This window comes from Carboxylicivirga caseinilyticus, assembly GCF_050589785.1.
GTDB classification, from domain to species: Bacteria; Bacteroidota; Bacteroidia; order Bacteroidales; family Marinilabiliaceae; genus Carboxylicivirga; species Carboxylicivirga caseinilyticus.
Map to the genome: position 1 here is coordinate 32834 of NZ_JBNGOX010000044.1, position 19626 is coordinate 52459.

At 37.5% G+C, this 19626-nt stretch carries 16 protein-coding genes; 15 read left to right on the forward strand and 1 reads right to left on the reverse strand.

Features of this window, described 5'->3' with window-relative positions; all coding sequences use genetic code 11:
- The first annotated feature begins 120 nt into the window (after positions 1–120).
- The 10 genes from ACRD62_RS18425 to ACRD62_RS18470 all read left to right on the forward strand — a co-directional run bounded on the left by ACRD62_RS18425 (position 121) and on the right by ACRD62_RS18470 (position 11757).
- The gene (locus tag ACRD62_RS18425) at positions 121–1002 is read left to right on the forward strand and encodes a TonB family protein (RefSeq protein ID WP_430821579.1); all 882 of its coding nucleotides are present in this window, start codon (positions 121–123) and stop codon (positions 1000–1002) included.
- A 135-nt stretch (positions 1003–1137) separates the two neighbouring features.
- A complete protein-coding gene (locus tag ACRD62_RS18430) occupies positions 1138–2130 on the forward strand; it encodes a glycoside hydrolase family 43 protein (RefSeq protein ID WP_430821580.1) in 993 nt (330 codons plus the stop codon).
- A 12-nt stretch (positions 2131–2142) separates the two neighbouring features.
- Positions 2143–2823 carry an SGNH/GDSL hydrolase family protein gene (locus ACRD62_RS18435; protein WP_430821581.1) on the forward strand — a complete coding sequence of 227 codons (681 nt, stop codon included), beginning with the start codon at positions 2143–2145 and terminating at the stop codon, positions 2821–2823.
- Positions 2824–3007: 184 nt separating this feature from the next.
- Positions 3008–3532: a hypothetical protein gene (locus ACRD62_RS18440; protein ID WP_430821582.1), complete on the forward strand. Its 525-nt coding sequence runs from the start codon at positions 3008–3010 to the stop codon at positions 3530–3532.
- A gap of 179 nt (positions 3533–3711) precedes the next feature.
- On the forward strand, positions 3712–5619 hold the full coding sequence (locus tag ACRD62_RS18445; protein ID WP_430821583.1) for a RecQ family ATP-dependent DNA helicase: 1908 nt from the start codon (positions 3712–3714) through the stop codon (positions 5617–5619).
- Positions 5620–5842: 223 nt separating this feature from the next.
- On the forward strand, positions 5843–6472 hold the full coding sequence (locus tag ACRD62_RS18450) for a DUF5063 domain-containing protein (RefSeq protein WP_430821584.1): 630 nt from the start codon (positions 5843–5845) through the stop codon (positions 6470–6472).
- A gap of 12 nt (positions 6473–6484) precedes the next feature.
- Positions 6485–7087, forward strand: coding sequence for a 3'-5' exonuclease (locus ACRD62_RS18455; RefSeq protein ID WP_430821585.1), 603 nt, complete (start codon positions 6485–6487; stop codon positions 7085–7087).
- 6 nt (positions 7088–7093) lie between these two features.
- The gene (locus tag ACRD62_RS18460) at positions 7094–8281 is read left to right on the forward strand and encodes a class I SAM-dependent rRNA methyltransferase (RefSeq protein WP_430821586.1); all 1188 of its coding nucleotides are present in this window, start codon (positions 7094–7096) and stop codon (positions 8279–8281) included.
- 19 nt (positions 8282–8300) lie between these two features.
- Positions 8301–9533, forward strand: coding sequence for a DEAD/DEAH box helicase (locus ACRD62_RS18465; protein ID WP_430821587.1), 1233 nt, complete (start codon positions 8301–8303; stop codon positions 9531–9533).
- Between the two features lie 94 nt (positions 9534–9627).
- Positions 9628–11757: a Tex family protein gene (locus ACRD62_RS18470; protein WP_430821588.1), complete on the forward strand. Its 2130-nt coding sequence runs from the start codon at positions 9628–9630 to the stop codon at positions 11755–11757.
- Here the strand turns inward: ACRD62_RS18470 and ACRD62_RS18475 are convergent.
- Positions 11738–13228, reverse strand: coding sequence for an ATP-binding protein (locus tag ACRD62_RS18475; RefSeq protein ID WP_430821589.1), 1491 nt, complete (start codon positions 13226–13228; stop codon positions 11738–11740). The two genes, ACRD62_RS18470 and ACRD62_RS18475, sit on opposite strands and share 20 nt — an antisense overlap.
- 204 nt (positions 13229–13432) lie before the next feature.
- On the opposite strand from ACRD62_RS18475, the gene ACRD62_RS18480 reads away from it, so the two are divergent.
- From ACRD62_RS18480 to ACRD62_RS18500, 5 genes are all read left to right on the forward strand, one after another.
- Positions 13433–15211: an alanine/glycine:cation symporter family protein gene (locus ACRD62_RS18480; protein WP_430821590.1), complete on the forward strand. Its 1779-nt coding sequence runs from the start codon at positions 13433–13435 to the stop codon at positions 15209–15211.
- A gap of 11 nt (positions 15212–15222) precedes the next feature.
- Entirely contained in the window at positions 15223–15510 is a 288-nt protein-coding gene (locus ACRD62_RS18485) for a LysO family transporter (RefSeq protein ID WP_430821591.1), read from the forward strand.
- A gap of 6 nt (positions 15511–15516) precedes the next feature.
- Positions 15517–16119, forward strand: coding sequence for a LysO family transporter (locus ACRD62_RS18490; RefSeq protein WP_430821592.1), 603 nt, complete (start codon positions 15517–15519; stop codon positions 16117–16119).
- Between the two features lie 193 nt (positions 16120–16312).
- Positions 16313–18661: a TonB-dependent receptor gene (locus ACRD62_RS18495; RefSeq protein ID WP_430821593.1), complete on the forward strand. Its 2349-nt coding sequence runs from the start codon at positions 16313–16315 to the stop codon at positions 18659–18661.
- 2 nt (positions 18662–18663) lie between these two features.
- Entirely contained in the window at positions 18664–19524 is an 861-nt protein-coding gene (locus ACRD62_RS18500) for a DUF4249 domain-containing protein (RefSeq protein ID WP_430821594.1), read from the forward strand.
- The last annotated feature ends 102 nt before the right edge of the window (positions 19525–19626 follow it).

Consider the following 19626-nt stretch of genomic DNA (forward strand, 5'->3'; position numbering starts at 1 on the left):
GCCAAACATTAAAAATATTAGCTATTTAATGGGTGAAATATATGGATTAGTTTCATACACTCTTTCTGATTAGGTCTAATATTTCCACAATTTTTAAAAGTATTATCTAAACGTTCATTGGTGAACATCAATAGTTCATCTTTGAACAGCTATCTTGAAGAAGATTTAATCTTAATGTGCAGTAATTTAGTTAGGTATGATGTTTGGTCTGGTGGTTGTATTGTAGATGATGAAACAAAAAATAATAATATGAGACGGTTAGGATTAATGCTAGGACTAATTTTGCTTACATCAGGCCTTGTTGCCCAGGAGGAAAATATTAAGCAAAAGTTTATTAAGGAAACACGAGTGGAAGCACCTGTGTTTATTGGAGATAATATGGAACAAGATGCAGCTAATTTCAATAGTTATCTGGTTGCAAATTTGAGTTATTTTAAAGATTTGGATTTTGTGAGTGAAGAAGGTGTAGTTGTGGTTGATTTTGTAATAGAGAAGGATGGTACGATTGTAAATGCTAAAGTAACCAATTCGGTTTCAAAATTATTGGATGATGCAGTTCTTACTGTTGTTAATAAAAGTACTAAACAATGGATGGCTGGCAAGATTAACGGAATAGCAACATCGATGGATAAAACTATCTATGTGAAGTTTGATTTGCCAGGTAATGAATCTCATGTGGATATGGCCAGAAATAATTTAAACATGGCGATAAAGCAAATTATTCTGGTTGATGCAATTGACGGAAATTTATATTTGTCCGAGAAACAGAAAACAAAAAAAATAAACAGAAAATTAAAGGTGGCTGATTACTATTTGAGTCATGCTGAACAATTTAAACCGGATGATTTATCAATTCTGTTCTGGCAGGCAAGAATATGTGAGTTGCAGGGAAATGAAAAAATGATGAATGATATTTTAAATCGATATGTGGAATTGGCTGAAGCAAAAACATTTGAAGACCAGTTGTTAAAAGATAATCAGCTGGCTGTAGTTCATCTGTAATCGGGTTAAAGTTTAATAAAGAGTAAAAGCAGAAGATTCTTCTGCTTTTTTTATTTTCTGATTACAGTGTTTATCCATTAAAAATAATTTTCTGCTTATTTTTAACGGTTCGTGATTTTAAGATTCTATTCTTTTATGAAACTATTACTCAGTCTGTTGTTTCTTTTTATAGTATTTGTTGGGCTTGAAGCGCAACGAAATCAACCTGTTAGGCAAAATGTTTCTCTGGATTCTATCATTCTTAGTGACCCTTTTATTTTGACCGATCATACCTCTCAAATGTATTATATGACCGGCACAGGTGGTCGTTTATGGAAAAGTACAGATTTAAAATTATGGGAGGGTCCTTTTAAGATTGCCAAAACAGACCCGCATTCCTGGATGGGACCTAAACCAATGATTTGGGCAGCAGAATTGTTTCATTATAAAAAGAAGTATTATTACTTCGCTACTTTTACAAATCGGGATGTGAAAATCGATACGGTTGCGGGTAATGTCATTGAAAGGCGGGCTTCACACATACTGGTTAGTGACAAACCCGATGGTCCTTATGTACCAATGAAGGATTCCATTTATCTTTCTGCAGATATTCCAACTTTAGACGGAGCTTTCTGGGTTGATACTGATGATAAGCCTTATATGATTTATTGTGGTGAATGGTTGAAGAATTGGAATGGAACAATGGAGAAAATTGAATTGAAGCCCGATTTGAGCGGATCATTGGGGAGTGGTTCAGTTCTTTTTAGAGCCAGTGATTCACCCTGGAGCAGAGAAAAGAATAGTAATGGCGATATAACGTTTAATAAAGTTACTGATGGTCCATTTGTTTTTCGAACAAAAACAGGTCGCTTAGGAATGATTTGGACCAGTTGGGTTTATGACGTTTATACGCAGGGAGTAGCCTACTCTGAAAGTGGTACGCTTGATGGGCCCTGGGTTCAGGAAGAAAAACCCATAACCCCTCCTAATTTCGGACATGGAATGTTATTTCAGACTCTGGAAGGTAAATGGCTGATGTCGGTTCATAGTCATAAAGTAGTGAATGGAAGATATGTCAGAGTCCCACATCTGTTCGAAGTTGATTTATCAGGAGATCAACTGATCGTTGGAGATATTTATAAACCTTAAATAGCTAGTAGAATGAAAAACTTAACTTTTATCCTTATTCTAATTTCAATGATCTTATCAAATGAGTTTTGTGAGGCTCAGGATTGGCCTAATCTGGAACGATTTAAAACTGAAAATGAAAAGTTAGATCCGCCGGCAAAAAAAGAAAAGAGGGTGGTGTTTATGGGTAATTCTATAACCCAGGGGTGGAGTTTTCATAATCCTGAGTTTTTTGAAGGAAAGCCATACATCAATCGGGGGATTGGAGGGCAAACCACACCGCAAATGCTTATTAGATTCAGAGCTGATGTGATAGATCTGAAACCCAAAGTTGTAGTGATACTGGCCGGAACGAATGATATAGCAGGTAATACAGGACCATCCACATTGGATATGATAATGGATAACATAAAGTCGATGGCTGAATTGGCAAAAGCAAATAAAATAAAAGTGGTGCTTTGTTCAGTTTTGCCAGCTTTTGAATATGCCTGGAGCCCTGGAAAGGAGCCTGCCGAAAAAATATTTGAGTTAAATACTATGATTAAAGAATATGCCGAAGCTAATAAGATGGTGTATCTCGATTATTATTCTAAAATGGTGGATGAAAAGAAAGGATTGAAAAGTGAGTTGACAGATGATGGTGTGCATCCAACAAAAGCAGGTTATAAAATAATGGGACCTTTGGCTGAAGAAGCCATTAAAAAAGCCTTGTAATAATAGTAACAGCATTGAAAAGCTCCTTTTGAAATATCTCGGAAGGAGCTTTTTATTTAAATATTCTTATAGATCAGATTCTTTTCCCTTAATAAACGCAGGAAATGATGATTAAGAGAGTCTATCTAATAAATCCTTCATCAGCTACTTCCAAATTGCTTACAAGAATTTTAATTAGACAAAAATGGAGAAACAAGGAAAAATGTCTTTGAACAAGATCATGCGTGCATTACATCGCGACATCGGATTCCTCGTAATTGGGATGACACTTATTTATGCAATCAGTGGGGTGGTTTTAATTTATCGCGATACTAATTTCTTAAAATCAGAGAAGATTATTGAGAAGCAACTGGAGCCGGGAATCTCGGAATCAGATCTGGGTAAGGAATTGCATATGCGAAGATTTAAGATAGAAAAAACAGAAGGAGATATCATTGTTTTTAATGGAGATGGAACCTATAATAAATCAACTGGTCTGGCAACATATTCCGAAAATTCTTTACCCGGGTGGATTAATACTTTAAATGGTTTTCATAAGACTTCGAGCAAAAGCATTGTGCACTGGTTTGGATTAATTTATGGAATTTGTCTGTTCTTTTTGGCCATATCTTCTTTTTGGATGTTTAAAGTCAGTTCACGACTTTTTAAAAGAGGAATGATTTTTACAGCTGTGGGGCTGGTTATTGCTGTTATTCTTTTATTTTTATAAAACATTACAGTGGCATGAATAGTGTTTTCATGTCACTTGTTTATGTACTTTCTGATTTATTTATCCTTTTGTAATTTGTGTTGATAAGTGAGTTCTGATTAATTGGAGCTAACAAAATTTCTGATGTTGATAATTTTTTTAAATTATATCAATCGTTCAGATTAACTTTATCCTCACAAATGGACATCTTTCATCATATATTAAAACAATATTGGGGTTATACGCAATTCAGGCCTTTGCAGGAAGATATTATCCGTTCGGTAGCATCAGGTAAAGATACACTGGGTTTGATGCCAACCGGAGGAGGTAAGTCTTTGACTTTTCAGGTTCCCGGTTTAGCCAAAGAGGGAATTTGCCTGGTGGTAACACCGCTCATTGCTCTGATGAAAGATCAGGTTGAGAACCTGCGGCGTCGCGATGTGAAGGCAGCCGCCATTCATTCGGGTTTAACACGCGACGAAATAAACACGATCCTTGAAAATTGCATTTTTGGCGGAACCAAGTTTTTGTATCTCTCGCCTGAACGCATCGGAACCGAGCTTTTTCTCGAAAAATTACCGCACATGCAGGTGTCAATGCTGGCCATTGATGAGGCACATTGTATTTCGCAATGGGGTTATGATTTTCGACCATCTTATCTGAAAATAGCAGAGATCAGAGAGCATTTGCCTGGCGTTCCGATACTGGCATTAACAGCTACAGCCACACCTGAAGTTGTAAAAGATATTCAGCAGAAACTGCATTTTAAGGAAGAAAATGTTTTTGAAAAGAGCTTCAAACGCGATAACCTGGCTTATGTAGTTCGTTATGCTGAAGATAAGGAAGAGCAATTGCTGATGGTATTGAAAAAAGTGCCTGGTAGTGCAGTGGTTTATGTTCGTAACCGTAAGAAAACGAAGGAATATGCCGAGTTGTTATTAAAAAACGGTATTTCGGCATCTTCATTTCATGCAGGTATGCCTCAGGAAGTAAAGGATCAGAGGCAAAAACAATGGACCAATGGTGAGATTCGGGTAATGGTGTCGACTAATGCTTTTGGTATGGGCATTGATAAACCGGATGTGCGATTGGTTGTGCATATGGATGCTCCTGATTCTCTTGAAGCCTATTTTCAGGAAGCCGGTAGAGCAGGTCGGGATGAGAAAAAAGCTTATGCTTTATTACTTTGGTCTAACAATGATAAAGCTCGTCTGAAAAGAAGTATACCCATATCATTTCCCGAAAAAGAAACCGTTATAAATGTATACAAAGCTTTGGGTAACTTCTTTCAATTGGCTGTGGGGAGTGGATTTGGTATGGTTTACGACTTTGATATGGGATTATTCTGCAGCACTTATAAACTAAATGTAATGGTTGTTTTTAACAGCCTCAAAATATTGCAGCGGGCTGGTTATATCGAATTTACGGAAGAGCTTAACCTATCATCGAAAGTAATATTCATAATGCGTCGTGATGAGTTGTATAAATTTCAGGTAGCTAACGAAGTTTATGATAATTTTATTAAACTTTTGCTTCGTTCTTATACAGGATTATTTACCGAATACGTTTCAATTAATGAAGAGGTCTTAGCAAAGCGTATGAATGTTACCCGACAAAAAATTTACGAGTACCTGGTAACTTTATCTAAGCTGAAAGTCATCAAATTTATACCACAACGAAAAACACCATTGATTACCTATACAACCTCACGCGAAGACGATAAGTATATCGAATTGCGTAAAGAGGTCTATCAGGATAGAAAGGCACGGTATGAAGATCGTATACAAAGTGTGATTGAATACGGAAGTACGAATCATATCTGCCGCAGTAAGTTGTTGTTAAGTTATTTTGGACAGAAGAATATTGAGAATTGTGGCCATTGTGATGTTTGCCAGCAAATGAAGAAAACAGAATTGTCGGTTAAAGACTTTGACGAAATAGAGCGGCTGGTTAAAAAGCAGTTAAAAAATCAAGCTATGACTCTCAATCAGTTATCTGTCAATTTGAAGATTGATGACGATAACTTAATGAAAGTAATTCGTTGGCTCGAAGAATATGAAGTGATTGGTGAAAATGAGCAGGGCGAGTATGAGTGGTGGCGCAATTGAAAAGTATTGTCGGCAATCAGTTAACTTAAGGTATACATTGTAATCGTTACAAAAAAATTCATTAATCACTCATCATTAACCATTACTTCTTATTGTGCTCAACTAAAAGCAATCAGTCATTAGGTATTAGCTTTTACTTATCATGCACTCTGCTTTTTTTTTCTTACTTTTGCTCAACAATAAAAAGTTTTCAGAACGTAGCGCGGGAGTTTATTATCACATTATGGAAGAGCCATTAAAGCATGTAGTCTATTCAAAAAATGTAATTGAATTTGTGACGGTAGCAAAAGAGTTTTGCGATTTTCTGGAAAGTGCCGAACAATATCCTCGAAGAGAATTTATTACAATTGCCACCCGCATCATTCCTCTTTTGTATTTAAAAGCAAGCATGTTGCCCAAGTTAGATGCCGAAATGGAAGATGAACTTGAAAAGACAGTGGATGAGATGACTTATGCTCATATTCAAAATAAACTTGAATTACTGATGGGACGCTTTAATGATTACCTTGAAGTATTTAATCAGGATATGCAGCGAAGTGATACTCCTGTTATTTCATACATTGCCGAAGACTTGGCAGATGTTTATCAGGATTTAAAAGATTTTATTTCAGCCTACCGGATTGGTGTTACTGAGATAATGAATGATGCTGTATCGGTGGTTCAGAGTAACTTCGAACTCTACTGGGGTCAAAAGGCTGTAAATACCTTGCGGGCACTTCATGCTCTGCTATACGGTGAGGATGAACTGGATGAGGAAGAAGGGGAAGAAGAAGTAAAAGAGGAAAAAAGAAAAGAATCATGGTTCGATCGTTTCCAGAAAGAATGGTCGGATGACGATGAAGAACTTAGCTAAAACAACATTTGAATGCAGAAATCCATTTCGAAGGAGGCATTGAGCGAGTTGCCATTACAGCATTTTGAAGGTGATGTAATGGTGGTTGAAGATGAAACAAGAATTGATGAACTGGTGCATGAATTGGAACAATATTCAGTCATTGGTTTTGATACCGAAACAAAGCCTTCGTTTCAGAAAGGTAAGGTAAACAAAGTGTCGTTGTTGCAGTTTGCAACTACCGAGAAGGGATATCTGTTTAGATTAAATAAAACAGGTATGCATCCGGCATTAATCAGGTTAATGGAAAATCCGGATATAGCTAAAGTAGGAGTAGGAATTAGAGATGATATCAGGGGCTTGCAACGATTAATACCATTTAAACATGCTGGTTTTGTTGAGTTGCAGGATTATGTGAAGCAAGTAGGCATTGAAGATACCAGCTTACGTAAATTAGCTGGCTTATTGCTTCATTTCAGAGTGAGCAAACGTCAGCGTTTATCTAACTGGGAAGCTCCGCATTTGTCAACCAGTCAGGTTATTTATGCTGCCACTGATGCATGGGTTGCCATTGAACTTTATAACAAGCTAACGACCTTGTTTCCAAAGAAAGAAGTACAAACATTAAGCATTTAATAATATATGGCAAAGTTGCCAAAGTTAGTTTTAAAACCCGGTAAGGAGCAGAGCTTAAGTCGCTTTCATCCTTGGGTGTTTTCAGGAGCCATTAAAAAAATTAAAGGTGACTTGGTTGAGGGCGATCTGGTAGAAGTGCTTGATCATAACGAGAACTTTCTGGCCATTGGTCATTCCATCATAGGATCAATTTCTGTTCGAATACTAACTTTTAATCAGGAAGAGATTAATTATGATTTCTGGAAAAATAAAATTCAGAATGCATTTGATTTAAGAATGTCGGTTGGATTGATTGATAATCCTGATACCAATGCTTTTCGTTTGGTTCATGCCGAAGGTGATTATCTGCCGGGACTAATTATCGACTTCTACAATGGTACTGCCGTGGTGCAGATGCATACAGTGGGTATGTACCGCATTGAAGAAACCATTCTTCAGGCATTAAAAGAAGTGATGGGTGATCGGTTAAAATCGGTTTTTAGTAAATCGGAAGGTACATTACCATATAAAGCTCATGTAACTGCTGTTAACAGATATGTTTTTGGTACTAAAACAGAGAAGATTGCCCTTGAGAACGGATTGAAGTTTCATGTGGATTGGGAAAAAGGACAGAAAACAGGCTTTTTTGTCGATCAGCGTAATAACCGTGCATTACTTGAGAAGTATAGTAAAGGACGTGAAGTACTAAATATGTTCTGTTATACCGGAGGCTTTTCTTTTTATGCCATGCGTGGTGGTGCCAAGCTGGTGCATTCAGTTGATAGTTCAGAGCGTGCCATTTACATTACCAATAATAACGTAGAGTTAAACTTCCCTGACGATAAACGTCATCAGGCATATGCCGAAGATGCATTTAAGTTTTTGGGAGGTATAAAAGATAAATATGATCTGATAATTCTTGATCCGCCGGCATTTGCCAAGCATCAGAATGTGGTGAAGAATGCCATTCAGGGCTATCGAAGATTAAATGCAAAAGCCATTGAACAGATTCGTTCAGGAGGTATTATTTTTACTTTTTCGTGCTCACAGGTTATCAGTAAAGAACAATTCCGAACCATGGTTTTCTCAGCAGCAGCAAAGGCTAATCGGAAAGTTCGTATATTGCAACAACTAACTCAGCCTGCCGATCATCCGGTGGATATCTATCATCCGGAAGGAGAATACCTGAAAGGTTTGGTGATTTATGTAGAATAGACTTAGTAATACGATACCATTGAAATTTAAAGAATTCAATTTTGCCGATGAGTTGCTTGATGGTTTACAAGCCATGCGTTTTGAGAAAGCAACTCCTGTTCAGGAAAAGACTATACCTGTGATCAAAGAAGGAAATGATTTGATTGCCTGTGCTCAAACGGGAACAGGTAAAACAGCAGCATATCTTCTTCCGGTACTGGATAAATTGGTTCGTAACGGACATAATAAAATCAATGCTTTGATTTTGGTGCCGACTCGCGAGCTGGCTATCCAGATTGATCAACAAATGGAAGGGTTTGGTTATTTTCTGGATATTTCATCTACAGCTATTTACGGAGGTAATGATAAGGAAGAATGGAATCGTCAGAAGAATGCTTTAACAACCGGGGCTGATATTGTGATAGCCACTCCGGGACGTTTGATACAGCACCTGAGTATGGGATACGTCAATATGTCAACCTTGCAGCACCTTATCCTGGATGAGGCGGACCGTATGCTTGATATGGGATTCTTTGATGATATTATGCAGGTTGTAACCCATCTTCCAAAAGAAAGGCAAACATTGATGTTTTCTGCCACCATGCCTCCTAAAATAAGAGAGTTGGCAAAAAATATTTTGATTAATCCGGAAGAAGTGAATATCTCCATCAGTAAACCGGCAGAAGGAATATTACAGGCGGCTTACATGGTTTATGATACTCAAAAAATTCCATTGCTTAATGGATTATTGAAAGATAAAGACCTCCCAAGCATCATTATTTTTTCATCCACCAAGGTAAAGGTGAAAGAGATAGCCCGTTCGCTTTTAAACAATGGGTTTAACGCCAAAGCCATTCACTCAGATCTTGAACAGGCCGAACGGGAGGATGTATTACGTGAATTCCGTAACCGTAATGTTCAGATATTGGTTGCTACAGATATTATAGCTCGTGGAATTGATATAGAAAAGATTGATTTGGTTATTAACTTTGATGTGCCACGCGATGCTGAGGATTATGTGCACCGTGTAGGAAGAACAGCAAGGGCTGCCACTCAGGGAGTAGCAATAACCTTAATTAATGAGAAGGAAATTCTCGAGTTTTACCGTATTGAGCAATTGATAGAGACCAATATTTATAAAATACCATTGCCACCCGATTTGGGAGAAGCACCCCTTTATAATCCGGAGGATCTTAAAAAGGGCAGGAAGAGAAAAGGTGGTTATAAAGGGAACAAGAAAAATAACTTCAAAAAGAAGGATAACAAGAAATAATCCTTTAAAAGAACGTTTTTATTGAAGCATACATATTTTGCCTGCTCTAACCAGTTCAGGCAATTTTTGTGTTTAAATCTAAATATATCGTACCATGCAAAATTTGTTTGTTGACATTATATCCAAAGAGCTAAATCTGGCAACCCGTGGCGTGACCAACGTTTTATCCCTGCTTGATGAAGGAGCAACCATTCCTTTCATCAGCCGTTATCGAAAAGAAATGACTGGAAGCATGGATGAGGTTCAGGTTGGTTCAGTAAAGGAACGTTATGAAAAGCTTCAGGAGATTGAGAAACGAAAAGAAACCATTCTCAAGTCGATGGAAGAGCAAGGAGTGTTAACAGAAGAATTAAAAGCAAAAATAAAAGCTACTTATAATCTCACTGAGCTGGAAGATATTTACCTTCCTTATAAGCCAAAACGTAAGACCCGTGCAGTTATGGCTCGTGAAAAAGGACTGGAGCCATTAGCTAAAATCATCATGAAACAACACGAACGTGATGTGGAAGGGCGTGCAGCTGCTTTTGTTAAAGCTGATGTGCCAACAGTAGAAGATGCATTGCAAGGAGCACGTGATATTATAGCAGAATGGATTAATGAGCATAAAGTGGGACGTGAGATTGTTCGTTCTGTTTTCGAGAAAGAGGCTGTTATTTCATCTAAGGTGGTGAAAGGTAAAGAAGAGGAAGCTGCAAAATATAAAGATTACTTTGAGTGGTCTGAACCGTTGAAGAAATGTCCTTCGCATCGTTACCTGGCAATGCGTCGTGGTGAGAAAGAAGGTTATCTGAAACTCACAATCGCACCGGATGCTGAAAATGCTATGGAACGATTGGATCGTTACTTTGTGAAAAGTGATACTGATTCGGCTGCTCAGGTGCAGGATGCAGTTACAGATGCTTATAAGCGTTTATTGGCTCCGTCTATCGAAACAGAATTCTCAAATCTGTTTAAGGAGAAATCAGATGATGAAGCAATAAAAGTATTTGCTGATAACCTGAGACAATTATTGTTGGCATCTCCATTGGGGCAGAAGCGTGTGCTGGCCTTAGATCCCGGATACAGAACCGGATGTAAGGTGGTATGTCTCGATCAGTATGGAGATTTGTTGGAGAATGCCACCATTTATCCACACCCACCTCAAAATGAATATCAAAAATCAAAGGATCTGATCTTAAAGCTGGCAGATAAGCATAAGATAGAAGCCATAGCAATTGGTAATGGCACTGCATCGCGCGAAACAGAAGCTTTTGCAAAAGGCCTTAATTTTACTCAAAAAGTAGATGTTTTTGTGGTTAGTGAAGATGGTGCATCGGTTTATTCTGCAGGTAAAGTCGCTCGCGAGGAGTTTCCTGACTACGATGTAACCGTGCGTGGAGCTGTTTCAATTGGTCGTCGATTGATGGATCCGCTTGCCGAATTGGTGAAGATTGATCCTAAGTCTATTGGTGTTGGACAATATCAGCACGATGTAGATCAGTCTCAGTTAAAGAAGTCATTGGATACGGTTGTTGAATCGTGTGTAAACTCGGTGGGTGTTAACCTGAATACAGCCAGTAAGCATTTACTGACTTATGTATCCGGGTTAGGTCCTCAACTGGCACAGAACATTGTTGATTATCGATCAGCCAACGGGGCTTTCGATTCTCGTGATGAGTTAAAGAAAGTGCCTCGTTTGGGAGCAAAAGCTTTTGAGCAAAGTGCTGGTTTTCTTCGTATCGCATCAACTAAAAATCCATTGGACAATACGGCTGTTCATCCCGAATCGTACCCGTTGGTAAAAGCTATGGCCAAGGACTTAAATTGTGAAGTGGCTGATCTGATTAAGGATAAAACACTGCGCAGTAAAATTGATTTAAAGCGGTATGCAAATGATAAAGTAGGTTTACCAACTTTAAATGATATTATGCAGGAGCTGGATAAACCGGGACGAGATCCACGGGCAGCTATCAAGGCATTTTCATTTGCTGAAGGAATTTATTCGATTGATGATTTGCATGAAGGAATGGAGTTGCCGGGTCTAGTAACCAACATAACCAAGTTTGGTGCTTTTGTTGATGTTGGTGTGAAGCAGGATGGATTAGTACATATTTCACAATTGTCAAATCAATATGTGAGTGATCCTTCACAGGTGGTTAAGCTTCAACAGCAGGTGAAAGTAAGAGTGCTGGAAGTTGATCGTCAGCGAAAAAGAATTCAGCTATCTATGAAAGGTTTGAATTAAGTAATTTCTTTTCAACAGGATTTTTTATGGAAGGGAAGGCAATAGAAAAAGTGCTTCCTTTCCCTTGTTCACTTTCAACGTCGATATTTGCTGCCATCATAGATGCCAGGTCTTTACAAAGAAATAATCCAAGTCCGGTACCTGGCTCATTTTGTGTGCCACGGGTAGATATTTTTTGCCCTGGATCAAATATCATGCTAACGTGTTCAGGGCTCATACCAATTCCTTCATCACTGATCTCGATATAAATCATATCGTTTTTTTCGCGCGTACTTATTTTTATTGAGCCATCGACATATGAAAACTTTACTGCATTGGAAATCAGATTTCTTAAAATAGTATTTAAGATGTCCTCATCAGCAATAATTTGCATGTTTGGATTAATAAATGTGTGGATGCGTATGCGTTTATGGTTGATATTGTTATGGAGATGACCAAGGGCATTGTTAACGACATCCATAATGTAAATAGCGTGCGTTCGAGGTTTAATCATATTATTTTGCTGCCTCGACCAATCAAGAATATTCTCAAGTAATTCTAAACCCTGATGTGATGATCGTTTAATAGACTTAAGGATAGAGATAATATCTTCGTTGTTATATGATTTAAAATCTGCTAAAAGAAGATCTACAATTGATGTTTGAGCGGCAAAAGGAGATTTCAAATCGTGACCGATAATACTGAATAATTTGTTTTTTATTTCTATCGCTTCTTCAAGGCTTTTCTTTTGTTCTTCAATGGTTTCCTGATGTTCTTCCAGTTTTTTATTAAGGATTTTTTCCTTCCTTAACTGAAAGAGAGTCATTTCGTTTTTTTGCTTTTCCAAAGCCAGGTCGATCTTAACAGAATTCTGTTGTTCTATTGAAACCAGTTGCTTGCTTACTAATCTTTTAATCATCTCAGGTACTCCTAATAAGAAATACCCCATTAGTAATAAGTAAGTGCTCTTGTACACTTGTCCTGCCCAATCTGCTGAAGCAACTTGTTCAAGCAACTCAGGAGAGATATGGGGCGATCGTAAAAAGTAAATAAGGTTAAAGCAGAAAATTGAATACAATGTTGAAAAGATCACTAATCTTCCATCGTACCGTAAAACAGCCAGTAAAATTAATACAGGATACAGAAATACTGAAGCTGCTGTGGTTACTGCAATTGGTTGAAAATAATAGGAATAGTTAAATATGTGTAATGATAATATTGAGATGTCAAATGTTGCAGATAAAAACCGAATCCAGGTAGCGCTGCCAAATCTCTTTAATAAGAAATTGAGAGCTGCATTGTAAAAAATGTAAACACTCGAAAGCAGCAATGAGATGAGAGCTCTTTCTTCATATCCTTCCAGATAAATGTAGCTTACAAAAAACAGAATTACAATTATAAGAAACCAGCGAAAGTGGATAACTTTTTGTTCTCCCCAAACGGCATCATCTTTAAAAAGACTTCGGAACTGTTGTGTGTTAGGTTTTTGCATTTCAGGTATTAGAAATTCAAATATAAGGGATTTGATTTTTTTAAGTATCCTTAATACCTCATTTTTTTATGAGAGATAAAAAGAAATAGATAAGAATGATGAAAAATATCGTTAAAATAAAGGTCAATCGAATAAAAATTTGTTTTTTAGCATAACCTGAAAAAATCCGAATTAAATTTTCGTTAATTCAAAAGCCCGAATTTTATGCAAGAGCTGAATAATTTTCTACAATTAATTGATTCTTATATTGGAAGCCATTATTGGTTCGTTTGGTTATTATTAGGAACCGGACTATTCTTTACAATCTATCTTAAATTTCCTCAAATCAGGTATTTTAAATATGCTTTACGCATCGTTAGAGGGAAATATGATAAAGAAGGTGATGAAGGAGATACATCACATTTCCAGGCTTTAACAACGGCTCTCTCCGGAACGGTTGGAACTGGGAATATTGCAGGAGTTGCTTTGGCGGTTCACTTAGGTGGTCCGGCAGCACTTTTCTGGATGTTAGTTACCGCCATGATAGGTATGACAACAAAGTTTGTGGAAGTAACACTTTCTCATAAATACAGAGAAAAGGCTGCCGATGGATCGATTGCTGGAGGACCAATGTATTTTATGCGGGAACGTCTGAATATTAAAATGCCTTCTGGTAAACTCATTAAAACTGGAAAATGGATTGCCGCCATATTTGCATTTGCAACAGTGCTGTCTTCATTTGGTACCGGTAGTTTACCGCAGGTCAACAGTATTTCCAATTCAATATTTGCTACGTTTGGTTTACCTCATGTAATTACTGGTTTCGTTCTTGCTATTTTGTTGGGATTTGTAATCATTGGAGGTATAAAACGAATTGCTAAAGTAACATCGCGGCTGGTGCCTGCGATGGCTCTTATTTATTTTATTGGAGCCATTTCAGTTATTGGTATGAATTATGAAAATATCTGGCCTTCGATTCAAGCTATTTTTGCTGATATTTTTACCGGATCATCTGCTACGGGAGGATTTCTGGGGGCAACTTTGGCATTTGCTTTTAATCGTGGAGTTAATCGTGGTTTATTCTCAAATGAAGCCGGGCAGGGGTCTGCACCAATAGCTCATGCTGCAGCACGTGCTCATGAACCGGTTTCTGAAGGTATGGTAGCCTTGCTTGAACCGTTTATTGATACCATTATTATTTGTACGTTAACAGGTCTTACGTTACTTGCTTCAGGAGTTTGGAACGAGAAGCTTGATAATCGTTTTCAGATGGCAGATTTGCAAGTTATTCAAGGTGCTGAGTATGATGACACAACTCCGGAAGGAAGATTGGCGTTGGCTAATCATATCAAAGGAGAGGAAACATTGCCTTTGTTTACAGGCAATATGGAAGTGGCAAATGGTGAGATTACCTCTGATGTTCAACTGATTCATGCCCGATCGTTAGCAGAAGGTGTGGTTATTAAGAAGGGTAAGAAACCATATACTGGTAGCATAGAAGTTAACGATGGAGTTGTGACCTTACAGGAAGAGGAAATGGGATTGATTGACCGCATTAAAGCGCAATTTTCAACAGATGATAATAATAAAAAAATTGTTTTCGAAGGTAAATCTCTCTTACATAGTGCGCCTCTAACAACAGTTGCCTTTACCAGGGGGTGGTTTGGTTCGTGGGGAAAATATATTGTTTCAATTGGCTTGTTGTTATTTGCTTTTTCTACCGCTATTTCATGGTCGTATTATGGAGATAGGGCCATCACATATCTTTGGGGATCAAAAGCTGTCATTTGGTATCATTTAATTTATGTTATTGGTTTCTTCCTAGCTTCATTTGTTGATACTACTATTATATGGACATTATCTGGTATTACCATTGCTTTGATGACAATTCCCAACCTAATTGGTTTACTTATTTTACATCGGGAAATGAAAAGTGAGGTCAAGTCTTTTTGGTCAGAATATAAAGATCGTTTCCCTGACGAAAAAGGAGTGCCTGTTGATTAACGAAATAAGTAATGACGTCATACATTGTAATTTTTCTTTTTGTTGTTGGGATAATTATTGGTCGACAACTTAAAGACAAGGAAAAGACAAGAAAGAAAGTGGATAAATCTGTTACATACGCAGTTTATCTGCTTCTGTTTTTGCTTGGAATTTCAGTGGGAATCAATGACGATATCATTCAGAATTTTTCGAGGATTGGCTATAAAGCTTTGTTATTAACATTTGGCGCAGTTGCCGGAAGTGTATTGCTTGCCAAGTTGGTATATGTTTTTTTCTTTAAGAGATATCAGGATAAGTAATTGGTAATGAAAGGCAGCTTAATCATATTGAGTTTTTTCGGAATTGGGTTATTGGGAGGATATTTTGACTTATTTCCAAACTGGTTATTGAATGATGATCTGACTACTTACGCCTTGTATGTTTTAATGCTTTTGGTGGGTATTAGTATTGGTAGTGACAAAGGGGCTTTTTCTGTGTTAAGGAAAATGAATTTTAAGGTTGTACTGGTTCCACTTACTGTGATTTTTGGCAGCCTGGCAGGTACAGCTGTGGTGGCATTATTTTTAAATGATATTACCATTCAGCAGGCTATGGCCGTAGGATCCGGGTTTGGCTATTATTCATTATCCAGCATATTTATCAGTAAAATAAGTGGGCAGGAGTTAGGGGTTATTGCTCTCCTTTCAAATATTTTTCGCGAAATATTTACGCTTCTGGCGGTTCCTCTTTTGGTGCGTTTTTTTGGAAAGCTTGCCGGAATAGCTTCCGGTGGAGCAACATCTATGGATACAACATTGCCGGTTATCGTAAAATTTACAGGTAAGGATTATGGTATCATTGCCATCTTTAGTGGTATTATCTTAACCGTACTGGTTCCTGTATTGGTGACACTTATCCTTGAGTTTTAATAGAAATTTTCAAAAACTTTACTGTTTTTAAGTGATATTAAATTCATGTAATTCAATGTTATATGGAATACTGATGTTAAATATTCGGTATGAGATTGTATGCTGCTTCGTTTTTGGTGCAACCTTCATTTATTTTATGTGACTTTGATAAATGAATAAAAGAAAAGCACAATTAATACCTAATTAATCTAAAATGATCAATCGTATCTTACCCTTTCTAATCCTGTTCCTTTTTACGAACTCTGTTTTTGCTGAGGAGGATCCTGTAGTAAAAGATTTAATAACAATAAGTGGTACCATCAAAGATGCTAAAACTGGTGAGGCTCTTATTGGTGCAACTGTTTATATTGAAGAAACCAAAAGTGGTAATATTTCCAATTTGTATGGATTCTATTCAATTTCATTGCCTGCCGGTAACTATCATCTGGTATTTGCATATCTGGGTTATGATCCTTATGAAGTAGAATTTACTTTGTCTGAAAATAGAGTGATGAATATTGATTTACAACCATCATCCGAATCAATTGAAGAGATTGTAGTGACTTCGGAGAAAAAAGATGCCAACGTGCGGGAACCTCAAATGGGAGTTGAGAAGCTGAAAAGTAAAACGATAAAAAACGTTCCTGTTTTGATGGGTGAGACGGACCTGGTTAAGGTCATTCAGCTATTGCCGGGAGTATCTCCGGCCAGCGAAGGGTCCAGTGGATTTAGTGTTCGTGGAGGTAATCCCGATCAGAATCTGATTCTGTTAGATGAGGCAAGTGTGTATAATGCCGGGCATTTAATGGGTTTTTTCTCGGTGTTTAATAATGATGCGATTAAGGATGTAAAGTTATATAAAGGCGATATACCAGCCAGTAATGGTGGCCGTTTGGCATCATTGCTTGATATCAGAATGAAAGACGGAAATTCAAAGAAGTTTTCCGGTACGGGTGGTATAGGAACCATTTCGTCACGATTAACACTGGAAGGCCCGATTGTTGAAGATAAAACATCCTTTATTGTTAGTGGACGTCGTACTTATGTTGATTTGTTTTTGCCTCTTGCATCTGATGAGGCTGTTCGTGATAACCGTTTGTATTTTTATGATTTAAATGCAAAGGTGAATCATACCATTAATGAAAATAACCGTATTTATTTGAGTGGTTATTTTGGACGCGATGTTTTTAAGAATGATTTTTCAAAAATGGATTACGGTAATAAAACTGTTACTTTCCGATGGAACCATATCTTCTCACCAAAGCTGTTTTCCAATTTTACAGTGATTGGTTCACAGTATGATTATGCCTTGGGCACTGTACAAGGAGGTGCTGATTCCTTCGAATGGCAATCAGATTTGTATGATCTGAGCGCTAAATTCGATTTCGATTATTATATAAATCCCGAAAATACAGTAGAGTTTGGAGGTCAGACCATTTTTCGTGAAATCCTTCCTGGTTTAGCACGTGGAACGGATGATAACTCTCTTTATAGTGAAATTAAGGTGCCGGAAAACAGGTCGCTGGAACATGCAATCTATGCACAGAATACTCAAAAAGTATCAGACTGGCTGATATTGAAATATGGTTTAAGGTGGTCTGTGTTTCAGAATATTGGTGCAGGTACTCAGTTTTATTACAATGAAAATTATGAGTTTACCCATCAGGAAAAATATGGAACGGGTGAGGTATATAATACTTATCATGGTATTGAACCACGCATAGGAACCACATTTATTGTCAGTCAAAATGCATCGATCAAAGCATCCTATAACCGTACATTTCAGTATTTGCATTTAGCCTCTAATTCAACTTCGGGCACGCCTCTGGATGTTTGGTTTCCATCATCACCAAATGTAAAACCTCAAAAGGCTGATCAGTTTGCCTTAGGATTCTTTCGAAATTTTAAGGAAAATACAATTGAAACATCCATCGAAGGGTTTTATAAAAAGATGGATAACAGCATTGATTTTAAGGATCATCCGGATCTTTTATTGAATGAGTATCTGGAAGGGGAGCTTCGATTTGGTGAGGCAGAGGCCTATGGATTGGAAATGATGCTTCGCTTTAATCGGCCTAAATGGAATGGCTGGATTAGTTATACCCTATCAAGGGTTGAACGTACAGTACCTGAAATCAACGGAGGGAAGCCATATCTATCGCCTTATGATCATACACATGATTGTAGTATTGTGTTAAACCGGAAATTATCAGAACGTACCAGTTTGTCGGCCAACTGGGTGTTTTATACGGGTGCTCCTGTTACTTTTCCAGTGGGCAGGTATGTGGTTGGAGGTGATATCGTTCCCTTATATTCTGAAAGGAATGCCGAACGTATGCCTGATTATCATCGTCTGGATTTATCATTGACACTGGCTGGCAAGAACAAACCAAACCGTAAATGGCAGGGAGAATGGGTTTTTTCGGTATATAATGCTTATGGTCGTAAAAATGCGTGGACCATTAATTTTGTGCGTGATGAAGATAATCCAAACATTACCAAGGCTCAAAAAACGTATTTATTCTCATTTATTCCTTCTGTAACCTACAACTTTAAATTCTGATTATGAAAGCTAAAAACAATATATATCCAGTTATCGGAAGTCTGCTACTTCTATTTATTAGCAATGCCTGTACTGAAGATATGACTATTAAGCTAAATGATACTGAGCCAAGACTCGTAGTTGATGGCCAAATTTCAACTGACACAACAACTCATCTTGTTCGGTTAACTTCTTCGTCTAGTTATTACAGCAATACCGAACCAGAAGGAATCTCAGGCGCGTTGGTTACCATTCAGGATGAAGCCCAGACAATAATACTGGAAGAGAGTATCCAGTATCCGGGATACTACTTAACTCCCTCGGATTATTATGGATTACCCGGGAGAACTTATCATCTTACCATAGAAAATGTAGATATTGATAATGATGGAGTTTTTGAAGTGTATGAGTCAGAATCTAGAATCAATCCCGTGGCACCAATTGATTCTGTTCGATTGGAATATGAAAGTACATGGGATCTGTGGAAAGTGTTATTGTTTGCGCAGGAACCATCAGAAACAAAGGATTTTTACAGTTTTTCAATAGCCTTAAATGATAGTTTACTAACAGACAGATATTCTGATCTTGGTTTTGTGGATGATAAGTTTTTTGATGGAAATTATGCTGGCGGAGTATGGGTTCAGACAATCGACGAAGAAGATATGGAGCTGACCTTGAAAGAAGGTGATTGGGTTAAACTATATATGCAAGGGATAACTGAGGAGTTTTATTTATATCTCGAAGCCTTGGAGGAAGAAGTGAATTTTAAAGCTCCTTTATTTAGTGGCCCTCCAGCAAATGTTCAAGGAAATGTTAGTAACGGGGCTCTTGGTTTTTTTAATACCTATAGTTATACAGTGGATTCTGTTCAGTTTGTGAGATAAAAAAAATGAAAGAGGGTGTCCAAAATTGAGGCACCCTCTTTTTATTATTCAAAAAAATGGAGTTCTTCCTTAAATTATTTCATCCAGCTGAGAGCTTATATG

What these genes read in the sequence shown, in the direction of transcription:
- ACRD62_RS18455 (WP_430821585.1), top strand. Translation starts at nt 6,485, where the DNA reads ATGCAGAAATCCATTTCGAAGGAGGCATTGAGCGAGTTGCCATTACAG.
- ACRD62_RS18485 (WP_430821591.1), top strand. Translation starts at nt 15,223, where the DNA reads ATGACGTCATACATTGTAATTTTTCTTTTTGTTGTTGGGATAATTATT.
- ACRD62_RS18460 (WP_430821586.1), top strand. Translation starts at nt 7,094, where the DNA reads ATGGCAAAGTTGCCAAAGTTAGTTTTAAAACCCGGTAAGGAGCAGAGC.
- ACRD62_RS18480 (WP_430821590.1), top strand. Translation starts at nt 13,433, where the DNA reads ATGCAAGAGCTGAATAATTTTCTACAATTAATTGATTCTTATATTGGA.
- ACRD62_RS18470 (WP_430821588.1), top strand. Translation starts at nt 9,628, where the DNA reads ATGCAAAATTTGTTTGTTGACATTATATCCAAAGAGCTAAATCTGGCA.
- ACRD62_RS18500 (WP_430821594.1), top strand. Translation starts at nt 18,664, where the DNA reads ATGAAAGCTAAAAACAATATATATCCAGTTATCGGAAGTCTGCTACTT.
- ACRD62_RS18495 (WP_430821593.1), top strand. Translation starts at nt 16,313, where the DNA reads ATGATCAATCGTATCTTACCCTTTCTAATCCTGTTCCTTTTTACGAAC.
- ACRD62_RS18450 (WP_430821584.1), top strand. Translation starts at nt 5,843, where the DNA reads ATGGAAGAGCCATTAAAGCATGTAGTCTATTCAAAAAATGTAATTGAA.
- ACRD62_RS18490 (WP_430821592.1), top strand. Translation starts at nt 15,517, where the DNA reads ATGAAAGGCAGCTTAATCATATTGAGTTTTTTCGGAATTGGGTTATTG.
- ACRD62_RS18445 (WP_430821583.1), top strand. Translation starts at nt 3,712, where the DNA reads ATGGACATCTTTCATCATATATTAAAACAATATTGGGGTTATACGCAA.
- ACRD62_RS18430 (WP_430821580.1), top strand. Translation starts at nt 1,138, where the DNA reads ATGAAACTATTACTCAGTCTGTTGTTTCTTTTTATAGTATTTGTTGGG.
- ACRD62_RS18475 (WP_430821589.1), bottom strand. Translation starts at nt 13,228, where the DNA reads ATGCAAAAACCTAACACACAACAGTTCCGAAGTCTTTTTAAAGATGAT.
- ACRD62_RS18435 (WP_430821581.1), top strand. Translation starts at nt 2,143, where the DNA reads ATGAAAAACTTAACTTTTATCCTTATTCTAATTTCAATGATCTTATCA.
- ACRD62_RS18440 (WP_430821582.1), top strand. Translation starts at nt 3,008, where the DNA reads ATGGAGAAACAAGGAAAAATGTCTTTGAACAAGATCATGCGTGCATTA.